This is a genomic window from Rhizobium redzepovicii, from assembly GCF_019793435.1.
GTDB lineage: Bacteria > Pseudomonadota > Alphaproteobacteria > Rhizobiales > Rhizobiaceae > Rhizobium > Rhizobium redzepovicii.
Map to the genome: position 1 here is coordinate 64870 of NZ_JAILYH010000015.1, position 13020 is coordinate 77889.

19 protein-coding genes are annotated in these 13020 nt (G+C 59.8%); 8 read left to right on the forward strand and 11 right to left on the reverse strand.

The features are described 5' to 3' along the window. Positions 1-113 precede the first annotated feature (113 nt). Together K6N12_RS23035 and K6N12_RS23040 are read left to right on the forward strand one after the other, a co-directional pair. Positions 114-1115, forward strand: coding sequence for a glycine betaine ABC transporter substrate-binding protein (locus K6N12_RS23035; RefSeq protein WP_179867119.1), 1002 nt, complete (start codon positions 114-116; stop codon positions 1113-1115). 34 nt (positions 1116-1149) lie between these two features. After that, entirely contained in the window at positions 1150-1500 is a 351-nt protein-coding gene (locus K6N12_RS23040; RefSeq protein ID WP_097625816.1) for a hypothetical protein, read from the forward strand. A 75-nt stretch (positions 1501-1575) separates the two neighbouring features. On the opposite strand, the gene K6N12_RS23045 is transcribed toward K6N12_RS23040, so the two are convergent. Continuing rightward, a complete protein-coding gene (locus tag K6N12_RS23045; protein WP_003540537.1) occupies positions 1576-1731 on the reverse strand; it encodes an entericidin domain-containing protein in 156 nt (51 codons plus the stop codon). A gap of 99 nt (positions 1732-1830) precedes the next feature. Continuing rightward, positions 1831-2772: a LysR family transcriptional regulator gene (locus K6N12_RS23050; protein WP_172643288.1), complete on the reverse strand. Its 942-nt coding sequence runs from the start codon at positions 2770-2772 to the stop codon at positions 1831-1833. 73 nt (positions 2773-2845) lie between these two features. On the opposite strand from K6N12_RS23050, the gene K6N12_RS34180 reads away from it, so the two are divergent. Beyond that, positions 2846-3064, forward strand: a complete 219-nt coding sequence (locus K6N12_RS34180; protein WP_097625817.1) for a hypothetical protein — start codon at positions 2846-2848, stop codon at positions 3062-3064. Positions 3065-3213: 149 nt separating this feature from the next. Here the strand turns inward: K6N12_RS34180 and K6N12_RS23055 are convergent, their stop codons facing one another. After that, entirely contained in the window at positions 3214-3822 is a 609-nt protein-coding gene (locus K6N12_RS23055; RefSeq protein ID WP_097626053.1) for a LysE/ArgO family amino acid transporter, read from the reverse strand. Between the two features lie 99 nt (positions 3823-3921). On the opposite strand from K6N12_RS23055, the gene K6N12_RS23060 reads away from it, so the two are divergent. Continuing rightward, the gene (locus tag K6N12_RS23060) at positions 3922-4830 is read left to right on the forward strand and encodes a LysR family transcriptional regulator ArgP (protein ID WP_097625818.1); all 909 of its coding nucleotides are present in this window, start codon (positions 3922-3924) and stop codon (positions 4828-4830) included. On the opposite strand, the gene K6N12_RS23065 is transcribed toward K6N12_RS23060, so the two are convergent. Next, positions 4821-5180 carry a hypothetical protein gene (locus K6N12_RS23065; RefSeq protein ID WP_097625819.1) on the reverse strand — a complete coding sequence of 120 codons (360 nt, stop codon included), beginning with the start codon at positions 5178-5180 and terminating at the stop codon, positions 4821-4823. The two genes, K6N12_RS23060 and K6N12_RS23065, sit on opposite strands and share 10 nt — an antisense overlap. Positions 5181-5311: 131 nt before the next feature. Continuing rightward, complete coding sequence (gene greA, locus K6N12_RS23070; RefSeq protein WP_097625820.1) at positions 5312-5794, reverse strand: transcription elongation factor GreA; 483 nt, start codon at positions 5792-5794, stop codon at positions 5312-5314. Positions 5795-6022: 228 nt separating this feature from the next. Between greA and K6N12_RS23075 the strand changes: the two genes are divergently transcribed. Continuing rightward, a complete protein-coding gene (locus K6N12_RS23075) occupies positions 6023-6742 on the forward strand; it encodes an MgtC/SapB family protein (RefSeq protein WP_097625821.1) in 720 nt (239 codons plus the stop codon). 39 nt (positions 6743-6781) lie between these two features. Here K6N12_RS23075 and K6N12_RS23080 read toward each other — a convergent pair whose 3' ends face one another. The 3 genes from K6N12_RS23080 to K6N12_RS23090 are packed head-to-tail and all read right to left on the reverse strand — an operon-like array spanning position 6782 to position 7494. Next, positions 6782-6967, reverse strand: a complete 186-nt coding sequence (locus K6N12_RS23080) for a DUF3008 family protein (protein ID WP_097625822.1) — start codon at positions 6965-6967, stop codon at positions 6782-6784. Between the two features lie 33 nt (positions 6968-7000). Then, positions 7001-7210, reverse strand: coding sequence for a hypervirulence associated TUDOR domain-containing protein (locus tag K6N12_RS23085; RefSeq protein WP_097625823.1), 210 nt, complete (start codon positions 7208-7210; stop codon positions 7001-7003). A gap of 50 nt (positions 7211-7260) precedes the next feature. Beyond that, the gene (locus K6N12_RS23090) at positions 7261-7494 is read right to left on the reverse strand and encodes a DUF2171 domain-containing protein (RefSeq protein WP_012557983.1); all 234 of its coding nucleotides are present in this window, start codon (positions 7492-7494) and stop codon (positions 7261-7263) included. Positions 7495-7768: 274 nt separating this feature from the next. On the opposite strand from K6N12_RS23090, the gene K6N12_RS23095 reads away from it, so the two are divergent. Both K6N12_RS23095 and K6N12_RS23100 read left to right on the forward strand, forming a co-directional pair. Further along, positions 7769-7969, forward strand: a complete 201-nt coding sequence (locus K6N12_RS23095; RefSeq protein ID WP_003593933.1) for a hypothetical protein — start codon at positions 7769-7771, stop codon at positions 7967-7969. A 295-nt stretch (positions 7970-8264) separates the two neighbouring features. Continuing rightward, positions 8265-9287: a GlxA family transcriptional regulator gene (locus tag K6N12_RS23100; RefSeq protein WP_003564299.1), complete on the forward strand. Its 1023-nt coding sequence runs from the start codon at positions 8265-8267 to the stop codon at positions 9285-9287. 53 nt (positions 9288-9340) lie between these two features. On the opposite strand, the gene K6N12_RS23105 is transcribed toward K6N12_RS23100, so the two are convergent. After that, positions 9341-10672 carry a diguanylate cyclase gene (locus K6N12_RS23105; protein ID WP_097625824.1) on the reverse strand — a complete coding sequence of 444 codons (1332 nt, stop codon included), beginning with the start codon at positions 10670-10672 and terminating at the stop codon, positions 9341-9343. A 186-nt stretch (positions 10673-10858) separates the two neighbouring features. Further along, positions 10859-11689 (reverse strand): response regulator, encoded by an 831-nt coding sequence (locus K6N12_RS23110; protein ID WP_003593930.1) that lies wholly within the window; start codon positions 11687-11689, stop codon positions 10859-10861. 464 nt (positions 11690-12153) lie between these two features. Between K6N12_RS23110 and K6N12_RS34820 the strand changes: the two genes are divergently transcribed. Beyond that, complete coding sequence (locus K6N12_RS34820) at positions 12154-12738, forward strand: thioredoxin domain-containing protein (protein ID WP_331813643.1); 585 nt, start codon at positions 12154-12156, stop codon at positions 12736-12738. A 6-nt stretch (positions 12739-12744) separates the two neighbouring features. Here the strand turns inward: K6N12_RS34820 and K6N12_RS23120 are convergent, their stop codons facing one another. Then, positions 12745-13011, reverse strand: coding sequence for a hypothetical protein (locus tag K6N12_RS23120; RefSeq protein ID WP_097625825.1), 267 nt, complete (start codon positions 13009-13011; stop codon positions 12745-12747). Positions 13012-13020 lie beyond the last annotated feature (9 nt).

The following is a 13020-nucleotide window of genomic DNA, read 5'->3' on the forward strand; positions in this document are numbered from 1 at the left end:
GCGCCGGAGAAACTTGTCGCTGATTTGCGACCCCCGGCTGCGCATCGGTAAATGTCTCCCAGCATCCTTAGCGCGTCTGAAAAGACGCGGCGCTGTAAAGAAGAATTCGGGGAATGACGATGAAGACGATTCTGATTCCAGCCGTCTTTGCCGCGGCTCTTTCTACCGTTGCGCCGGCCGAAGCCGCAGAGTGCGGCAAGGTTTCGATCGCCGAGATGAAATGGGCCTCAGCCGGTATTGCGGCGAATTTCGACAAGATCATCCTGGAAAAGGGCTACGGCTGCTCGGTCACCATCGTCGACGGCGACACGCTGCCGACCTTCGCCTCGATGAACGAGAAAGGCACTCCGGACATCGCCTCTGAATATTGGATCAATTCCGTCAGAGCCTTGCTTGATCAGGCCGTCAACGCCGGACGGCTGGTGCAGGGAGCCGAGATCCTGGCCGACGGTGCGGTCGAGGGCTGGTGGATCCCGAAATTCATTGCCGACGCCAATCCCGACATCCGGTCGGTCGAAGATGCGCTGAAACATCCCGAACTGTTCCCCGCCGAGGACGATGTGTCGAAGGGCGCGGTCTACAATTGTCCCGCCGACTGGAGCTGCCAGATATCGACCACCAACCTGTTCAAGGCGCTTGCCGCGGACAAGAAGAGCTTCGAACTCGTCGAAACCGGCAGCCCCGAACGGCTCGATGCCTCGATTGCTCGCGCCTTCGAAAACAAGGTCGGCTGGCTCGGATACTATTGGGCGCCAACGGCCGTCCTCGGTAAATACGACATGACGCGGCTGAGCTTCGGCGTCGGCCACAACAAGACAGAGTGGGACCGCTGCACGGCGGTTGCCGGCTGCTTGAGGCCGGAAGTCAATTCCTACCCGGTCTCGCGCGCCTTCACCTTGATGACCAGGTCTTTTGCCAGCCGCTCCGGACCTGTCACCACCTATCTCAAGACCCGCAAATGGGACAATCAGACGATCAATCAGGTTCTCGCCTGGCAAGACGAAAACCACGAAAGCAACGAGGATGCCGCCATCCATTTCCTTCGCAATTACGAGGGTCTGTGGATGAAATGGGTTCCGGCCGATGTAGCCGAGAAGGTCAAGGCGAGCTTATAACGGCAGGAGACGATCAACGACCGGACGATTCGACATGAATGGCAATGTTCCCTTTCCCGACCGCGATACCGTTGCGGAAAAGCTCGCCGCGCTGTCGGAGACGGACAAATCATATCTGACGCTGCTCATGGAAAATGTCGCTCAGGACGATAACCTGCTTGACGGCCTGCGCCGCCATCTCGATCTCGCCGCGGGTTCGCGTTTCCTGAACTCGCTGAAGCTCGAAAATCTCGGCCTGTGGCTCGGAGCTCAAGCACCGGATCGGCTGCAGATCCGGCTGATGGAAACCGCCCGTTCCAGCCAGCATCCTGCTTACCAAGCCTTCCGGACCGGTCTTGACCGATCCGGCGGCCTGGAAAAGGCTTATCCCCCGGTCAACTCTTGATCCGGCCCGGTCAACATTTGATCCGGTTCCCGGGCAGGACTTGATCGGCCGATTCCCGCAGGAATCGAACGGCCGTTATTTCTTCGCAGCGCGGTCAACCGAGCGGCCGGCGTCCTGCGTGGCGTTCACGGTGTTTGCGGTATCTTTTCCTATGCCGCGGATCGTGTTGCCGCAGGAGGAGAGCGCCAGAAGAACCATCAAGGCTGCGGCGATTTTGGCCGTTGTCGTCATTTCGAATATCCTTGTTTGAAATCAACCCCGAACGGGACTTATGCCGTTCGCGCCGATAACGCACAAGGGGACAAAAGGTTCAACGCTGGAAAGAGATCGTCAGGCAGCAACCGCCTTCGCTCTCTCGGCAAAGGCGCCACGAATGCTGTCGGCTACCGTCTCGATCGGCCCTGATACTTGCGAGGCGGTCAGCAGGCGGATATCGAAAGCGCCGAGTTCCGGCAGGCCTTCCTGCGGGCCCAGGATCGCCATGTCTTCATTGACATAGGATAGCGGCAGCGGCGCAATGGCCAGATCGGAGAGCACGGCGGCGCGTTGTGCCATGGTGTGGCCGCTGAGATAGGCGACGCGATAGTGCCGTTTATTGCGTTCGAGTTGGGAGAGCGCCTCCTGGCGCCAGATGCAGCCGTCTTCCCAGATCGAGATCGGCAGTGGATCGCGGCGATGCGCCGAACCGCACCTGGCGCCGGCCCAGACCAGCCGCTCGCGGAACACCACCTCGCCACCTGTCGGGAACGGCCGCGTCGCACAGTTGATCAAGGCCAGGTCGAGCCGCTGCTCCTCCATGCGCTTTTTCAGCCCAATGCTCATGTCAATCGTCACATCGACCATGATGCCGGGATAACTTTCAGCGAAACTCTTCAGGATGCTCGGGAGCAGCCGCTCACCGATATCCTCCGGCGCGCCGAGCCTGACGACACCGCTGAGCTCCGGCATGATGAAGCGCGACACCGCCTCGTTCGACAGTGCCAGGATGTTGCGGGCGTAAGACAGCAGCATCTCGCCGTGGCGCGTCAGCGATACCGAGCGCGCGTCACGCAAAAACAGTGTTGCGCCCAGCTGTTCCTCGAGCTTCTTGATCTGCATCGACACCGCCGAAGGCGTACGGAAGACCGCCTCAGCGGCAGTCGAAAAATTGCCTGTCTCGGCGATGGCCACGAAGGTTCGCAGTACATCGTTGTCAAGCAAAGGAATGGGACGGCGAAAGGGAAGGCTCATCGTCGCATCTTTCAATTTTTCTGATTTATAACCCCATATCATTTTGTTTGATTGAATGTCAATCGGCACTCATATTCTGGGTATCGGAGGCTAAAGCAAGCAAAGGAGGCCGAACATGGCACAATCAAGCACATGGAATATCGTACAGGCTCTTTCCGCATTCAAGTCGCGCCGGCGCAGAGATGCGAACCACGAGCATGCGTTGCGGGAATTGAAGCGATTTCCGTCGCACCTGATGGCCGATTGTCAGCGTGAAATGGAGCCGCCGCTTGTGAACAGGGCCGCTCGGCCGAAGCGGGCGCTGAGGATCGTAGAATCACCGAGCCGCGCATAAGGCGCGCCGCCAGCGCCGCTTTTTTCAGACGCGCAGAGCTTGCAATTTGTCGCAGGTTCTGACTTGGTCTGCGCACGGGTCTGCTGAACAGGAACCGCAAGGACGGCTCGCCAATTCGTCACCGTGCGTAAAGCCGACCGTTGAGTCGTCTACATCCCGCCGAGCAGCTTGAAGGCGATGATCCACATGGTGAAAGCGACGACTGTTTCCACCATCCGCCAGGACGACGGTTTCGAGAAAATCGGCCGCAGCCATGTCGCGCCATATCCGAGAGAGAAGAAGAACAGGAAGGAACCCGTTACCGCTCCCGCGGCAAACGAAGCCTGCTGTTCGGGGTAACGCGTCGAGATCGTGCCGAGCAGCACGACCGTATCGAGATAGACGTGCGGATTCAGCCAGGTGAGCGCGAGGCAGGTTGCGAGCGTCTGGCGAAAGCTTGAAGTCTTGGCTTCTGCCGCCGAGAGGGTAGCGGATGACCGAAAGGCGGAATAGAGGCTTTTCGTGCCATACCAGGCGAGAAACGCCGCCCCTCCATAACGCATGACCGGATCGAGCCAGGGCATGAACCGGGCGATCTGCTGCAGGCTGGTCACGCCGAGCACGATCAGCACGGCATCTGAGAGCGCGCAGGCGAGACAGACGGCGAAAACATGTTCATTGCGCAGACCCTGGCGCAGGATGAAAGCGTTCTGCGCACCGATTGCGACAATCAAGCTGAGGCCCATCATCAGGCCGGTGGCATAGATCGAAAAATTCATTGCTTCGGCGAACACCCTCACTTCGGTAACGGTGGGCTATCGCCATTCCGCGAATTAGACTAATTAATCCAACTCATCCCAATTAAGAAAAACTAATCCATGCTCGATTATCCCGCCCTGCGCGCGGTCGCAAGCGTTGTCCAGACCGGCAGCTTTGAACGCGCCGCGACCATCCTCAACGTCACGCCATCGGCGATTTCGCAGCGCGTGAAGCAACTCGAAGAGCGTCTTGGCACCGTGCTCATCGTCAGAGGCACGCCCTGCACGGCAACGGAAAAAGGAGAATGGCTCTGTCGTCACATGGAGAATGTCGGCATGTTGGAGGCCGAACTCCTCGGGCAGTTGCCGGCGCTCTTTGATCCCGACGAGCCGCGCCAGCGGGTCACCCTTCAGATCGCCACCAATGCCGATAGTCTCGGAACGTGGTTCGTCGAGGCCATGGCGAATTTCGCGAAGAACGCGTCCTACCTCCTGAACATCGCCGTCGACGACCAGGATCACACCGCCGAATGGCTTGAGCGCGGACGGGTGATCGCCGCCGTCACCAGTCTGGAAAAGCCGATCAGGGGATGCCGTCGCTTCGAACTCGGCATTCTCCGCTATCACGCCACGGCGAGCCCCGATTTCGTTGCGCGCCACTTTCCTGATGGCGTTACCGCCGAGGCGATCCGCAATGCGCCGACGCTGACCTTCAATCAGAAGGACAGGTTGCAGAGCGGCTGGATAAGGCAGACCTTCGGACAGGATCTCGATCACCCCACCCACTGGCTGCCCTCGACGCAAAGCTTCGTCGAGGCCGCCCTTTCGGGTATGGGCTGGGGGATGAACCCGACTCAGCTGACCCGCGAACATTTCGCCTCAGGTCGGCTTGTGGAACTCGTTCCCGGTACACCGCTGGATATTCCACTCTATTGGCAGATCAACCGCCTCGCCGCCGACCGCCTGGCGGAGCTGACGCGCGAAGTCGTCACTGTGGCGAAGCGCCGCCTCTATTGCGATCAAACGTAAGCGGTGCGGCTGCCGAACTCGCTGGTCTCGTCGAAATTCTTCGTGCCGATACGGTCGCTTTCGCCGGCAAGCTCCTGCGGAGCCTCGGCGGCGGGCTTCGATCCGGCAGACGCCTCGGCCTTGCTGCTCTCGGACGCTTCGAGCTTGGCAATCTTGGCTTCCAGCGTCTCGATGGATTTTTCGATTGTGGCTTTCTCTTTCTCGTCCTTTGTCTGCGACAGGGCTGCCTGCTTTTCGGCAAGCTGCGCCTCGAGAGAAGCAAGTTGATTCGATGAACTGGAAGACGAGGTTGAAGCGGCTGAACTCAGAATGGTGGATGCAGAACTGGAAATTGCGCTGACCATAAGCATGACTTTCGATGATGGAATGTCACCTTCTAAGTCACGATTGGTAAATGCCTCATAAATAAAGTACCAAGCAGTACCATTTTTATAACAATAATTGCGTGTCGCTGAATCCGACACCACTTAGAGATCGCGTCCTATGCGATAGTGATGATCTCAAGTTCCTGGCCGCCCGTTTCCACCACGTCGCCGACAGCCCGGCCCATCAGCAACCGCGCCACCGGCGAGACATAGGAAATCGATCCGGCCTTGGGATCGGCCTCATCCTCGCCGACGATCCGATAGGTCTGCACGCGCCCGTCGTCACGGCTGAAGGTCACCGTGCTGCCAAAGGCAACAGTGTCGGTTGACGCAGGATCGGCCATAAGTTGGGCGGTGCGTAGCCTTACCGCGAGGTAGCGCAGGTCGCGCAAGGGACCTGCAGCCTGCCGCCGCCGTTCGTTCACGTCATCGATTGTGCTCGCTGCATCATAAGCCTCGCGAGCTTGCCGGAACTGCCATTCCAGAGCCGTGAGCCCGGCCTCCGTGACCAGGTTCAGATGCGGCGAAACCGGACGATCGGGCAGCAGGGTTTCCGAAGCGGTTTCGAAACTCTCTTCCTTGGTGAAGGCGACAGCCAATTCTATACTCCGTTTTGGGCGCAACGCCCTTTGGTTGACGGGCGAACTGCCCATATTTGAAACCATACATACACCGGCTGCCACCGAACCGCCAATCTCGACCTGGCGGCCGCGGCGCAACGGAAACGTCCTGCGCCGTATGGCGTTTAGACCCTGATGCATCGAGGCTGAGGAGGATCGAATGCCCGACGAGCAGCGTAAAGGGCGAGACGAAGCCTGGAGCCCGGCATGCCTTCGCTCCTGACCGACGCCATGCCGCTGACGCCGAGCTGGTGGGATATCGCCGCGCGCATCATGCTGACGGTGATTGCCGCCGGCCTTATCGGCCTCGATCGCGAGCGCGGCGGCCACGCCGCAGGCTTCAGGACCACGATCCTGGTGGCGCTTGCCGCCTGCATCGCAATGGTCCAGGCGAACCTGCTACTCTCGACCTACGGAAAAACCCTGAGTTTCTTCACGCAGATGGACGTGCTGCGTTTTCCGCTCGGCGTCCTCACAGGCGTTGGCTTTATCGGCGGCGGAGCAATCCTCAGGCGCGGCGACATGATGACCGGCGTCACCACGGCGGCAACCTTGTGGTTCATGACGGTCGTCGGCCTCTGTTTCGGCGGCGGCCAGGTCGTCACCGGCACAGTGGCGACGGTCGTTGCCTTCATCGTGCTGTCGCCACTGAAACGCCTGGACAGTTGGCTGCGCTGCGAACGCAAGGCGACACTCGTCGTCTATGGCTCGAGCTCCAATATTCCCGACCTGTCAGCTGTGCTGGACTCTGTTGAGTGCAGCGCATTGTTCGTTTCGCTGGGACAGGCCGAAGACGGCCGCATCGGCGTGACGTTCGAATTGCGCTGGCTGGCGAAAGATCCGGATGCATCAGCACGCGCAATCCTTTTCGCCGTCTCCGAGACGCACGAGGTCGCGAATTTCTCGATGCATTCGACGACGACGTGAACAGGACGACCCCCGCCATCGCTGCCGCTGTTCTTCGACCTATTTGGAGGCGTGCTCCGGTTTACCCTTTCTTTTGGTGGAGGCGAACTCCTCCAGCTGCTTCTCGCTCATGGATTCCTCCATCTGCTTCGAGGCACCCTTGAGCTCTTTCTTGGGCGTATCGCCGCGCTTGGCCGAGAGTGCGGCACCCGCCGCCTTCTGCTGGGCCTTGGACTTGGCTGGCATATCGATCTCCTTCTCGTTGGGATCAGCAGCCCTTTAAAGCTTCCTCAGTTGGTCTGGCTTGTGCGCGGCGCGTTTTCCCGATTTATCGCTCTCGACGATATATTGCGGCTCCGCCGCCGATGCCTTCACTTGGTGACTTTTGATCTTCGTGGGGCTGGTCTGCTTCTTCACCACCTTGCCTTCGGTCTCTCCCTGGCTGGTATCCCAGCTTACTTCGTCGCCCTTTTTCAATTGTTTGGACATATGTGTTCCCTTGATATGGGGCTGCGGCCGAAGCCGCAGCCGATTGCTCGTCAGTTGATGGTGGCCCACTGGCTGCGGACATCCCTGGCATTCTTCGACAGGTGAACATGTGCGTCGACGTGATCGACCCAATCGATCGGGATCAGGTGGTGTTTGCCGTCTTCCGAGTCGGTCTTCGTCAGCTTGATGCGGGTGGGACCGTCGAGATGATCGACCGTCCCCATATGGGTGCCGTCGGCAGCCCGCACTTCCATATGTTCTCGGATCTGGTCTGCGGAAATCATCGTTTCCTCCTTTGCGTCATTGCTACGAAGCGGCAACGACGTGGAGCGGACATGGTTCCGATGCGTCTTGCCGCAGCCGGAATTATGCTGGCCGGGATCAATCCAGCGACTCAAGAAAACCCGGCAGCGGCGCAATGATCATTCAATATCTCTGATGTTATCCATAAACTCTATTCGTTTGAATGATGGGTTCCCAGAGGCCATATTGGCATCATGGACATGGACGAACCTCCCATCGATGACCATGTCCCTGACCTAAGAAAGGAACCGGAAAATGACCACGCTCACCTATCGCGGTGGCGGCAAGCCCTTCACCTCCGGCGCAGGCCGCTTCGATCTGGCAAATTATGCTCGCAAGCTCGTGCTTGCCTGGACCCGCTGGCGGACCGCCCGTGAAATCGAAGCGATGCCCTTCGACATTCGCAAGGATATTGGCTGGCCGAGCACGGACGACAACAAACACCGGACCATGTAATGAATGCGACATTCCTCTCAAGATGAGGGCGGCGTCTGCATCACGCAACGCCGCCTTTTTCGCGGCCTGACCGCCCATTCCCAGGCCGTTTTCAGGCTTGAATGTCAGTCGCCCGTCAGCCCGATCTTTGTCCCATCCTCAGCCCTCCGGGCGGTTTGACTGACTAGATCGCGACCAATGTCGCATATTTGCTCTTCCCGGCCGCATTTTTCCATGCCAGTGTCGCTTTCAGGACATCGGCGCGACGCATTCCGCGCAACGAATGTATCATCGCCCCTCGAGCATGGATTTCGCTATGAACAGGATGCAGATCAAGAAGCGTTCGCTGGTCTTCTTTATGGTACCGCAATTCACCATGCTGCCCTTTTCGGCGGCCGTGGACACCTTGCGCATCGCCAATCGCATGCTCGGCTACCAGGCCTATACCTGGCGGCTCGCCTCCCTCGACGGGGAGAAGGTCTATTCCTCCTGCGGCATCGGCGTCGAGGCCAATTCCTCGCTCGCCGAAGAGCGCCGCCATCTCGGCGGCGAAAACCGGCCGGGCATGGTGCTTGTCTGTTCCGGCATCGATGTCGAGCAGTTCAACAACAAGTCGGTCAATGCCTGGCTGCGTGAGTGCTACAATCGCGGCGTTGCCGTCGGCAGCCTCTGTACGGGCGCGCATGTGCTGGCCCAGGCCGGCCTTCTGAACGGCAAGCGCTGCGCCATTCACTGGGAAAACCTGCCGGGCTTTTCGGAAGCCTTTCCGCAGGCCGAAGTCTATGCCGATCTCTACGAGATCGACGGCAATCTCTATACCTGCGCCGGCGGCACCGCCTCGCTCGACATGATGCTGAACCTCGTCGGCGAGGATTTCGGCGAAAGCCTCGTCAACCGCATCTGCGAACAGCACCTGACCGACCGCGTGCGCAACCCGCACGACCGCCAGCGCCTGCCGCTGCGCGCCCGCCTCGGCGTGCAGAACGCCAAGGTACTGTCGATCATCGAGCTGATGGAAGGCAATCTGGCCGAGCCGCTGTCGCTGATCGAGATCGCCGATGGTGCCGGCCTCTCCCGCCGCCAGATCGAACGGCTGTTCCGCCAGGAGATGGGCCGCTCGCCGGCCCGCTACTATCTCGAAATCCGCCTCGATCGCGCCCGCCATCTTCTGGTGCAATCCTCGATGCCCGTCGTCGAGGTCGCGGTTGCCTGCGGTTTCGTCTCGGCCTCGCATTTCTCCAAGTGTTATCGCGAACTCTACCATCGCTCGCCGCAGCAGGAGCGCGCCGAGCGCAAGATGACCATGGCGACCGCGCGCCAGCAGGCGGTCGCTGCCTGAGAGTTTGAAAGAGCGCGCCGCCTGACATTAGGGCGGCGCTTCGCCTGAATAGCTTATTGCGCCGCTTCTTCCGTCATCCTGGCGTCGGAATAGACCTGGTTGCGGCCTCTGTGCTTGGCCATATAGAGGAACTGGTCGGCGGCGTTGAGGTAGTTCTCGAAAGTTTCGTAGCCTTCGATTTCGGCAATGCCGATCGAAATCGTGACGCCGAGTTCCTCGTCGTCGGCGGTGACCTTCAGCCGGGAAATGTCCGAGCGGATCTCGTCGCAAAGCTTGGTCGCGGCAAGGGAATCCATCTGTGGGAAAAGGATGGCGAATTCCTCGCCGCCAAGCCGCGAGAGCAGATTGTCGCTGCCGTCGAAGATCGTGAACAGCCTGTTCGCGACAGCCTTCAGCACCTTGTCACCGATCTCGTGGCCGTAGGTATCGTTCAGCCGCTTGAAATGGTCGATATCGAGAATGGCCACGGAACTCGGCACTTTCAGCCGCAGACACTCATTCACCAGCTTCGGGCCGTTGTCGTAGAAATAGCGGCGGTTGTAGAGGCCGGTCAGGTAGTCGCACGCCGCCGCCGCCCTCAGCTGCCGCATCTGCGCCAGCGTTTCCGCATTGTTGGCGATGCGGCACTGCAATTCCTCGGCGACGAAGGGCCGGTAGACGAAATCGCTGGCGCCGGCCTTGAGGAAACTGGCAGACAGCATGCGGTCATTGGAGGCGGAAACACCGATGACGCGCAGCCTGTCCGATCCGAAGCGGTGGCGGATACGCCGCGTCAGCTCGTAGCCGCTCATGTCGGGCATATGGTGGTCGGTGACGACGAGCTCGATATCGCTGTAAGCCTCGAGTGCTGCCAGTGCCTCGAGCCCCGAATTTGCCTCGACGACGAGATATTGCTGCGCCTTCAGCAGGTCGACCAGCACCTGCCGCGCCGAGACGACATCATCGACAACGAGCACCCGCGTCTTGCGGTTGGAGATCGCCCGCCGGACGGTGGCAACCAGATTGTCGAGCGCGAATTCATTGTCCTTCAGCACGTAATCGATGACATTGCGCTCCATGATCCTGTTGCGCGTGTTGAGATCGAATGTCGCGGTGAAGACGATCGCCGGGATATCGTGCTCGATCGTGCAGTCAAGCGCTTCGCCATAGGGCGAATCCGGCAGGTTTAGATCGACGACGGCCATGGTATAGCCGTGACCGTCCTCGGCAAGTTCCTCGCGAAGAGCCTTCAACGACGGGCAGGACTTGACTGCAAGGCCGAGCTCCGTCTGGAACCGATGGCAGAGCACAGCGGAAAACATCCGGGAATCTTCAACCAGAAGTATTTTGAGCCCGCCTGAGCGGAGCCCGATGCCATCTCGCTGAAAATCCGCTTGAAAAGCCACAGCCGCTAATCCCCCATGCGTCCGATGGCCTCGACTCGGCCCTCTCCCCGGCGCGGCGGACGATAACCGAGGGGCCTGCGCGCGTGAAGGGGACAAATGACGGCGTTACTTGTAATTGCAGAAATTCGATGACGGTCTGCGACCATCATCTCCGCCTCGCTGGCGATATCGATACTGGAAGGGCCGTCAGGCAACCGCCCGCTCCCTGCGCATCGACTGGATTTGCAACAGCGTATCGAGGTTCTGGTTGACGCGGCAATAGAACTCCTCGTCGATGAAGGGGCGCAGCATGAAATCATTGCCACCGGCCTTCAGGAAACGCGCGGAAAGCAACCGGTTCGAGGAGGAGGAAACGCCGATGATGCGCAACTCATGCGAGCCGATATTCGAGCGGATGCGCCGCGTCAGCTCGAAGCCGTCGATGTCGGGCATGTTGTAATCGGTGATCATCAGGCCGATATCGCGGTTGGCCTTCAGGATCTCCAATGCCTTGGCGCCGTTCTCGGCGGTGCTGACGCGGAAATTATAGCGTTTCAGCCGGCTCGACAGCAGCGCGCGGGCCGTGGCGCTGTCGTCGACGATCAGCACGTGGTGACGATGATTGGTCAGGAACCGGCAAATCGATTCCGCCAGAAGGTCGACGGCGAAGATATTGTCCTTGAGGATATAGTCGACAATGTCCTTGGCCATCAGCTTGTCGCGCATGCCGTCGTGGAAGGTGCCGGTAAAGACGATGGTCGGGATGGAAAGATCGACCAGATATTCAAGCGCTTCGCCGTTTTCGGCGCCGGGCAGGTTGATGTTCGAGATTGCCAGCGTGATCGGATCGGAAGACTTGTCGTAGGAAAACTGCAGATCCTCGAAGCTGCGGCAGATCTCGACGTCAATGTCGAACAGCTCCTTGAGGCGTTTGCTGATCATCGAGGTGAATACGTTGGAATCTTCCGCGACAATAATACGCGCACCAGCAAACATTTCCCCGGAATATTGCATCCCCGAAATACCTAGAAACGCCATAGCAAACCTTTGATGTAAAATCTGTCCCCGGATCAATTTGGTACATCAATTGATTTGAGTAATTATTAATCGGCGCGTCCGGATGTGAAACGAAGAAGCGGCCTGATAGGGCCACCTCCGACTTCTTGCAGATATGATTAAGAAATCAGCCGCGAAACGGAGGCTGCAGCCTCGAAGGACGGGCCGATCACGCGGGTAAGACGCCACTTACGCGCGCCCATCGGCTGGCAGCGCGCCGCCGAAGCATTTTTAAACAGGGTTACGACCGACCCGCCGACGAGGCTTGCCCATGACCCAATCCGACCCGGTGATCGAATGGCTGATCGATTCCGACCCGTCGATCCGGTGGCAGGTGATGCGCGGCCTGCTGGACGCCCCGGAGCGGGAATGGATGGCCGAGCGGGCCAGGTGGAGACCGAGGGCTGGGGCGCCAGGCTGCTTGCCTGCCGGGACGAGGACGGGCAATGGGCGGGCGGCGCCTTCCTGCCGCCGGTTTCGATCCCCAGGAATGGCGCGAGCACGGCCAGCCATGGACGGCCACGAGCTTTTCGCTGTCGCAACTCAGGGAATTCGGTCTCGATCCCGCCTGCGGGCAGGCCAGGCGCAGCGTCGAATTGATCGGCACCAACGCCCGTTGGGAAGAAGACGGCCAGCCCTATTGGCAGGGCGAAGTCGAAGAATGCATCAACCGCCGCACGATCGCCGACGGCGCTTATTTCGGCATCGATGTCTCGCCAATTGTCGACAGGCTGACCGGCGAGCGTCTCGACGACGGCGGCTGGAACTGCTTGCGGGTCGACGGCTCCTACCGCTCCCCTTTCGCCAGCACCATCAATGTGCTGGAAGGCCTGCTGGAATTCGAGAGATCGACTGGCGGCACGCCGCAATGCCGGGAGGCGCGCCGGTCTGGTGAGGAATTTCTGCTTAAGCGCCACCTGTCGCGCCCCTCCGAGCTGGTACTGGAAATCCTGCCTGAGACGCACAAAGGCGCCTTCACCAAGGAAGACGGCGAGAAAGTGCTCGACGCCAAGGGCAAGCGGATCGTCTGATCCCGCTTACTTCACCACGGCCGAGCCCTTGACAATGTCGATCGTCTCGCCGCCGTCAAGCCCGATGCGGTCGCCGTCGGGCGTCGTCATGAAACAGCCGGAAGCGCAGAGGTTCTCCGAAGCACCGGCATCGACCACGACCTCGACGCGCTGGCCGCTCTCGGTGATGACAAGCACCACTGCAGCCGGATCGGTGTTGGTGATGGATGCCGCCTGAACCGCGGGCGCGGCAAGCAGCGGGACAAGCAAAACGGCGGCAAACCTTGCCATCATGTGCGGCGG

What these genes read in the sequence shown, in the direction of transcription:
- K6N12_RS23035 (WP_179867119.1), top strand. Translation starts at nt 114, where the DNA reads ATGACGATGAAGACGATTCTGATTCCAGCCGTCTTTGCCGCGGCTCTT.
- K6N12_RS23040 (WP_097625816.1), top strand. Translation starts at nt 1,150, where the DNA reads ATGAATGGCAATGTTCCCTTTCCCGACCGCGATACCGTTGCGGAAAAG.
- K6N12_RS23045 (WP_003540537.1), bottom strand. Translation starts at nt 1,731, where the DNA reads ATGACGACAACGGCCAAAATCGCCGCAGCCTTGATGGTTCTTCTGGCG.
- K6N12_RS23050 (WP_172643288.1), bottom strand. Translation starts at nt 2,772, where the DNA reads ATGATATGGGGTTATAAATCAGAAAAATTGAAAGATGCGACGATGAGC.
- K6N12_RS34180 (WP_097625817.1), top strand. Translation starts at nt 2,846, where the DNA reads ATGGCACAATCAAGCACATGGAATATCGTACAGGCTCTTTCCGCATTC.
- K6N12_RS23055 (WP_097626053.1), bottom strand. Translation starts at nt 3,822, where the DNA reads ATGAATTTTTCGATCTATGCCACCGGCCTGATGATGGGCCTCAGCTTG.
- K6N12_RS23060 (WP_097625818.1), top strand. Translation starts at nt 3,922, where the DNA reads ATGCTCGATTATCCCGCCCTGCGCGCGGTCGCAAGCGTTGTCCAGACC.
- K6N12_RS23065 (WP_097625819.1), bottom strand. Translation starts at nt 5,180, where the DNA reads ATGCTTATGGTCAGCGCAATTTCCAGTTCTGCATCCACCATTCTGAGT.
- K6N12_RS23075 (WP_097625821.1), top strand. Translation starts at nt 6,023, where the DNA reads ATGCCTTCGCTCCTGACCGACGCCATGCCGCTGACGCCGAGCTGGTGG.
- K6N12_RS23080 (WP_097625822.1), bottom strand. Translation starts at nt 6,967, where the DNA reads ATGCCAGCCAAGTCCAAGGCCCAGCAGAAGGCGGCGGGTGCCGCACTC.
- K6N12_RS23085 (WP_097625823.1), bottom strand. Translation starts at nt 7,210, where the DNA reads ATGTCCAAACAATTGAAAAAGGGCGACGAAGTAAGCTGGGATACCAGC.
- K6N12_RS23090 (WP_012557983.1), bottom strand. Translation starts at nt 7,494, where the DNA reads ATGATTTCCGCAGACCAGATCCGAGAACATATGGAAGTGCGGGCTGCC.
- K6N12_RS23095 (WP_003593933.1), top strand. Translation starts at nt 7,769, where the DNA reads ATGACCACGCTCACCTATCGCGGTGGCGGCAAGCCCTTCACCTCCGGC.
- K6N12_RS23100 (WP_003564299.1), top strand. Translation starts at nt 8,265, where the DNA reads ATGAACAGGATGCAGATCAAGAAGCGTTCGCTGGTCTTCTTTATGGTA.
- K6N12_RS23110 (WP_003593930.1), bottom strand. Translation starts at nt 11,689, where the DNA reads ATGGCGTTTCTAGGTATTTCGGGGATGCAATATTCCGGGGAAATGTTT.
- K6N12_RS34820 (WP_331813643.1), top strand. Translation starts at nt 12,154, where the DNA reads ATGGGCGGGCGGCGCCTTCCTGCCGCCGGTTTCGATCCCCAGGAATGG.
- K6N12_RS23120 (WP_097625825.1), bottom strand. Translation starts at nt 13,011, where the DNA reads ATGATGGCAAGGTTTGCCGCCGTTTTGCTTGTCCCGCTGCTTGCCGCG.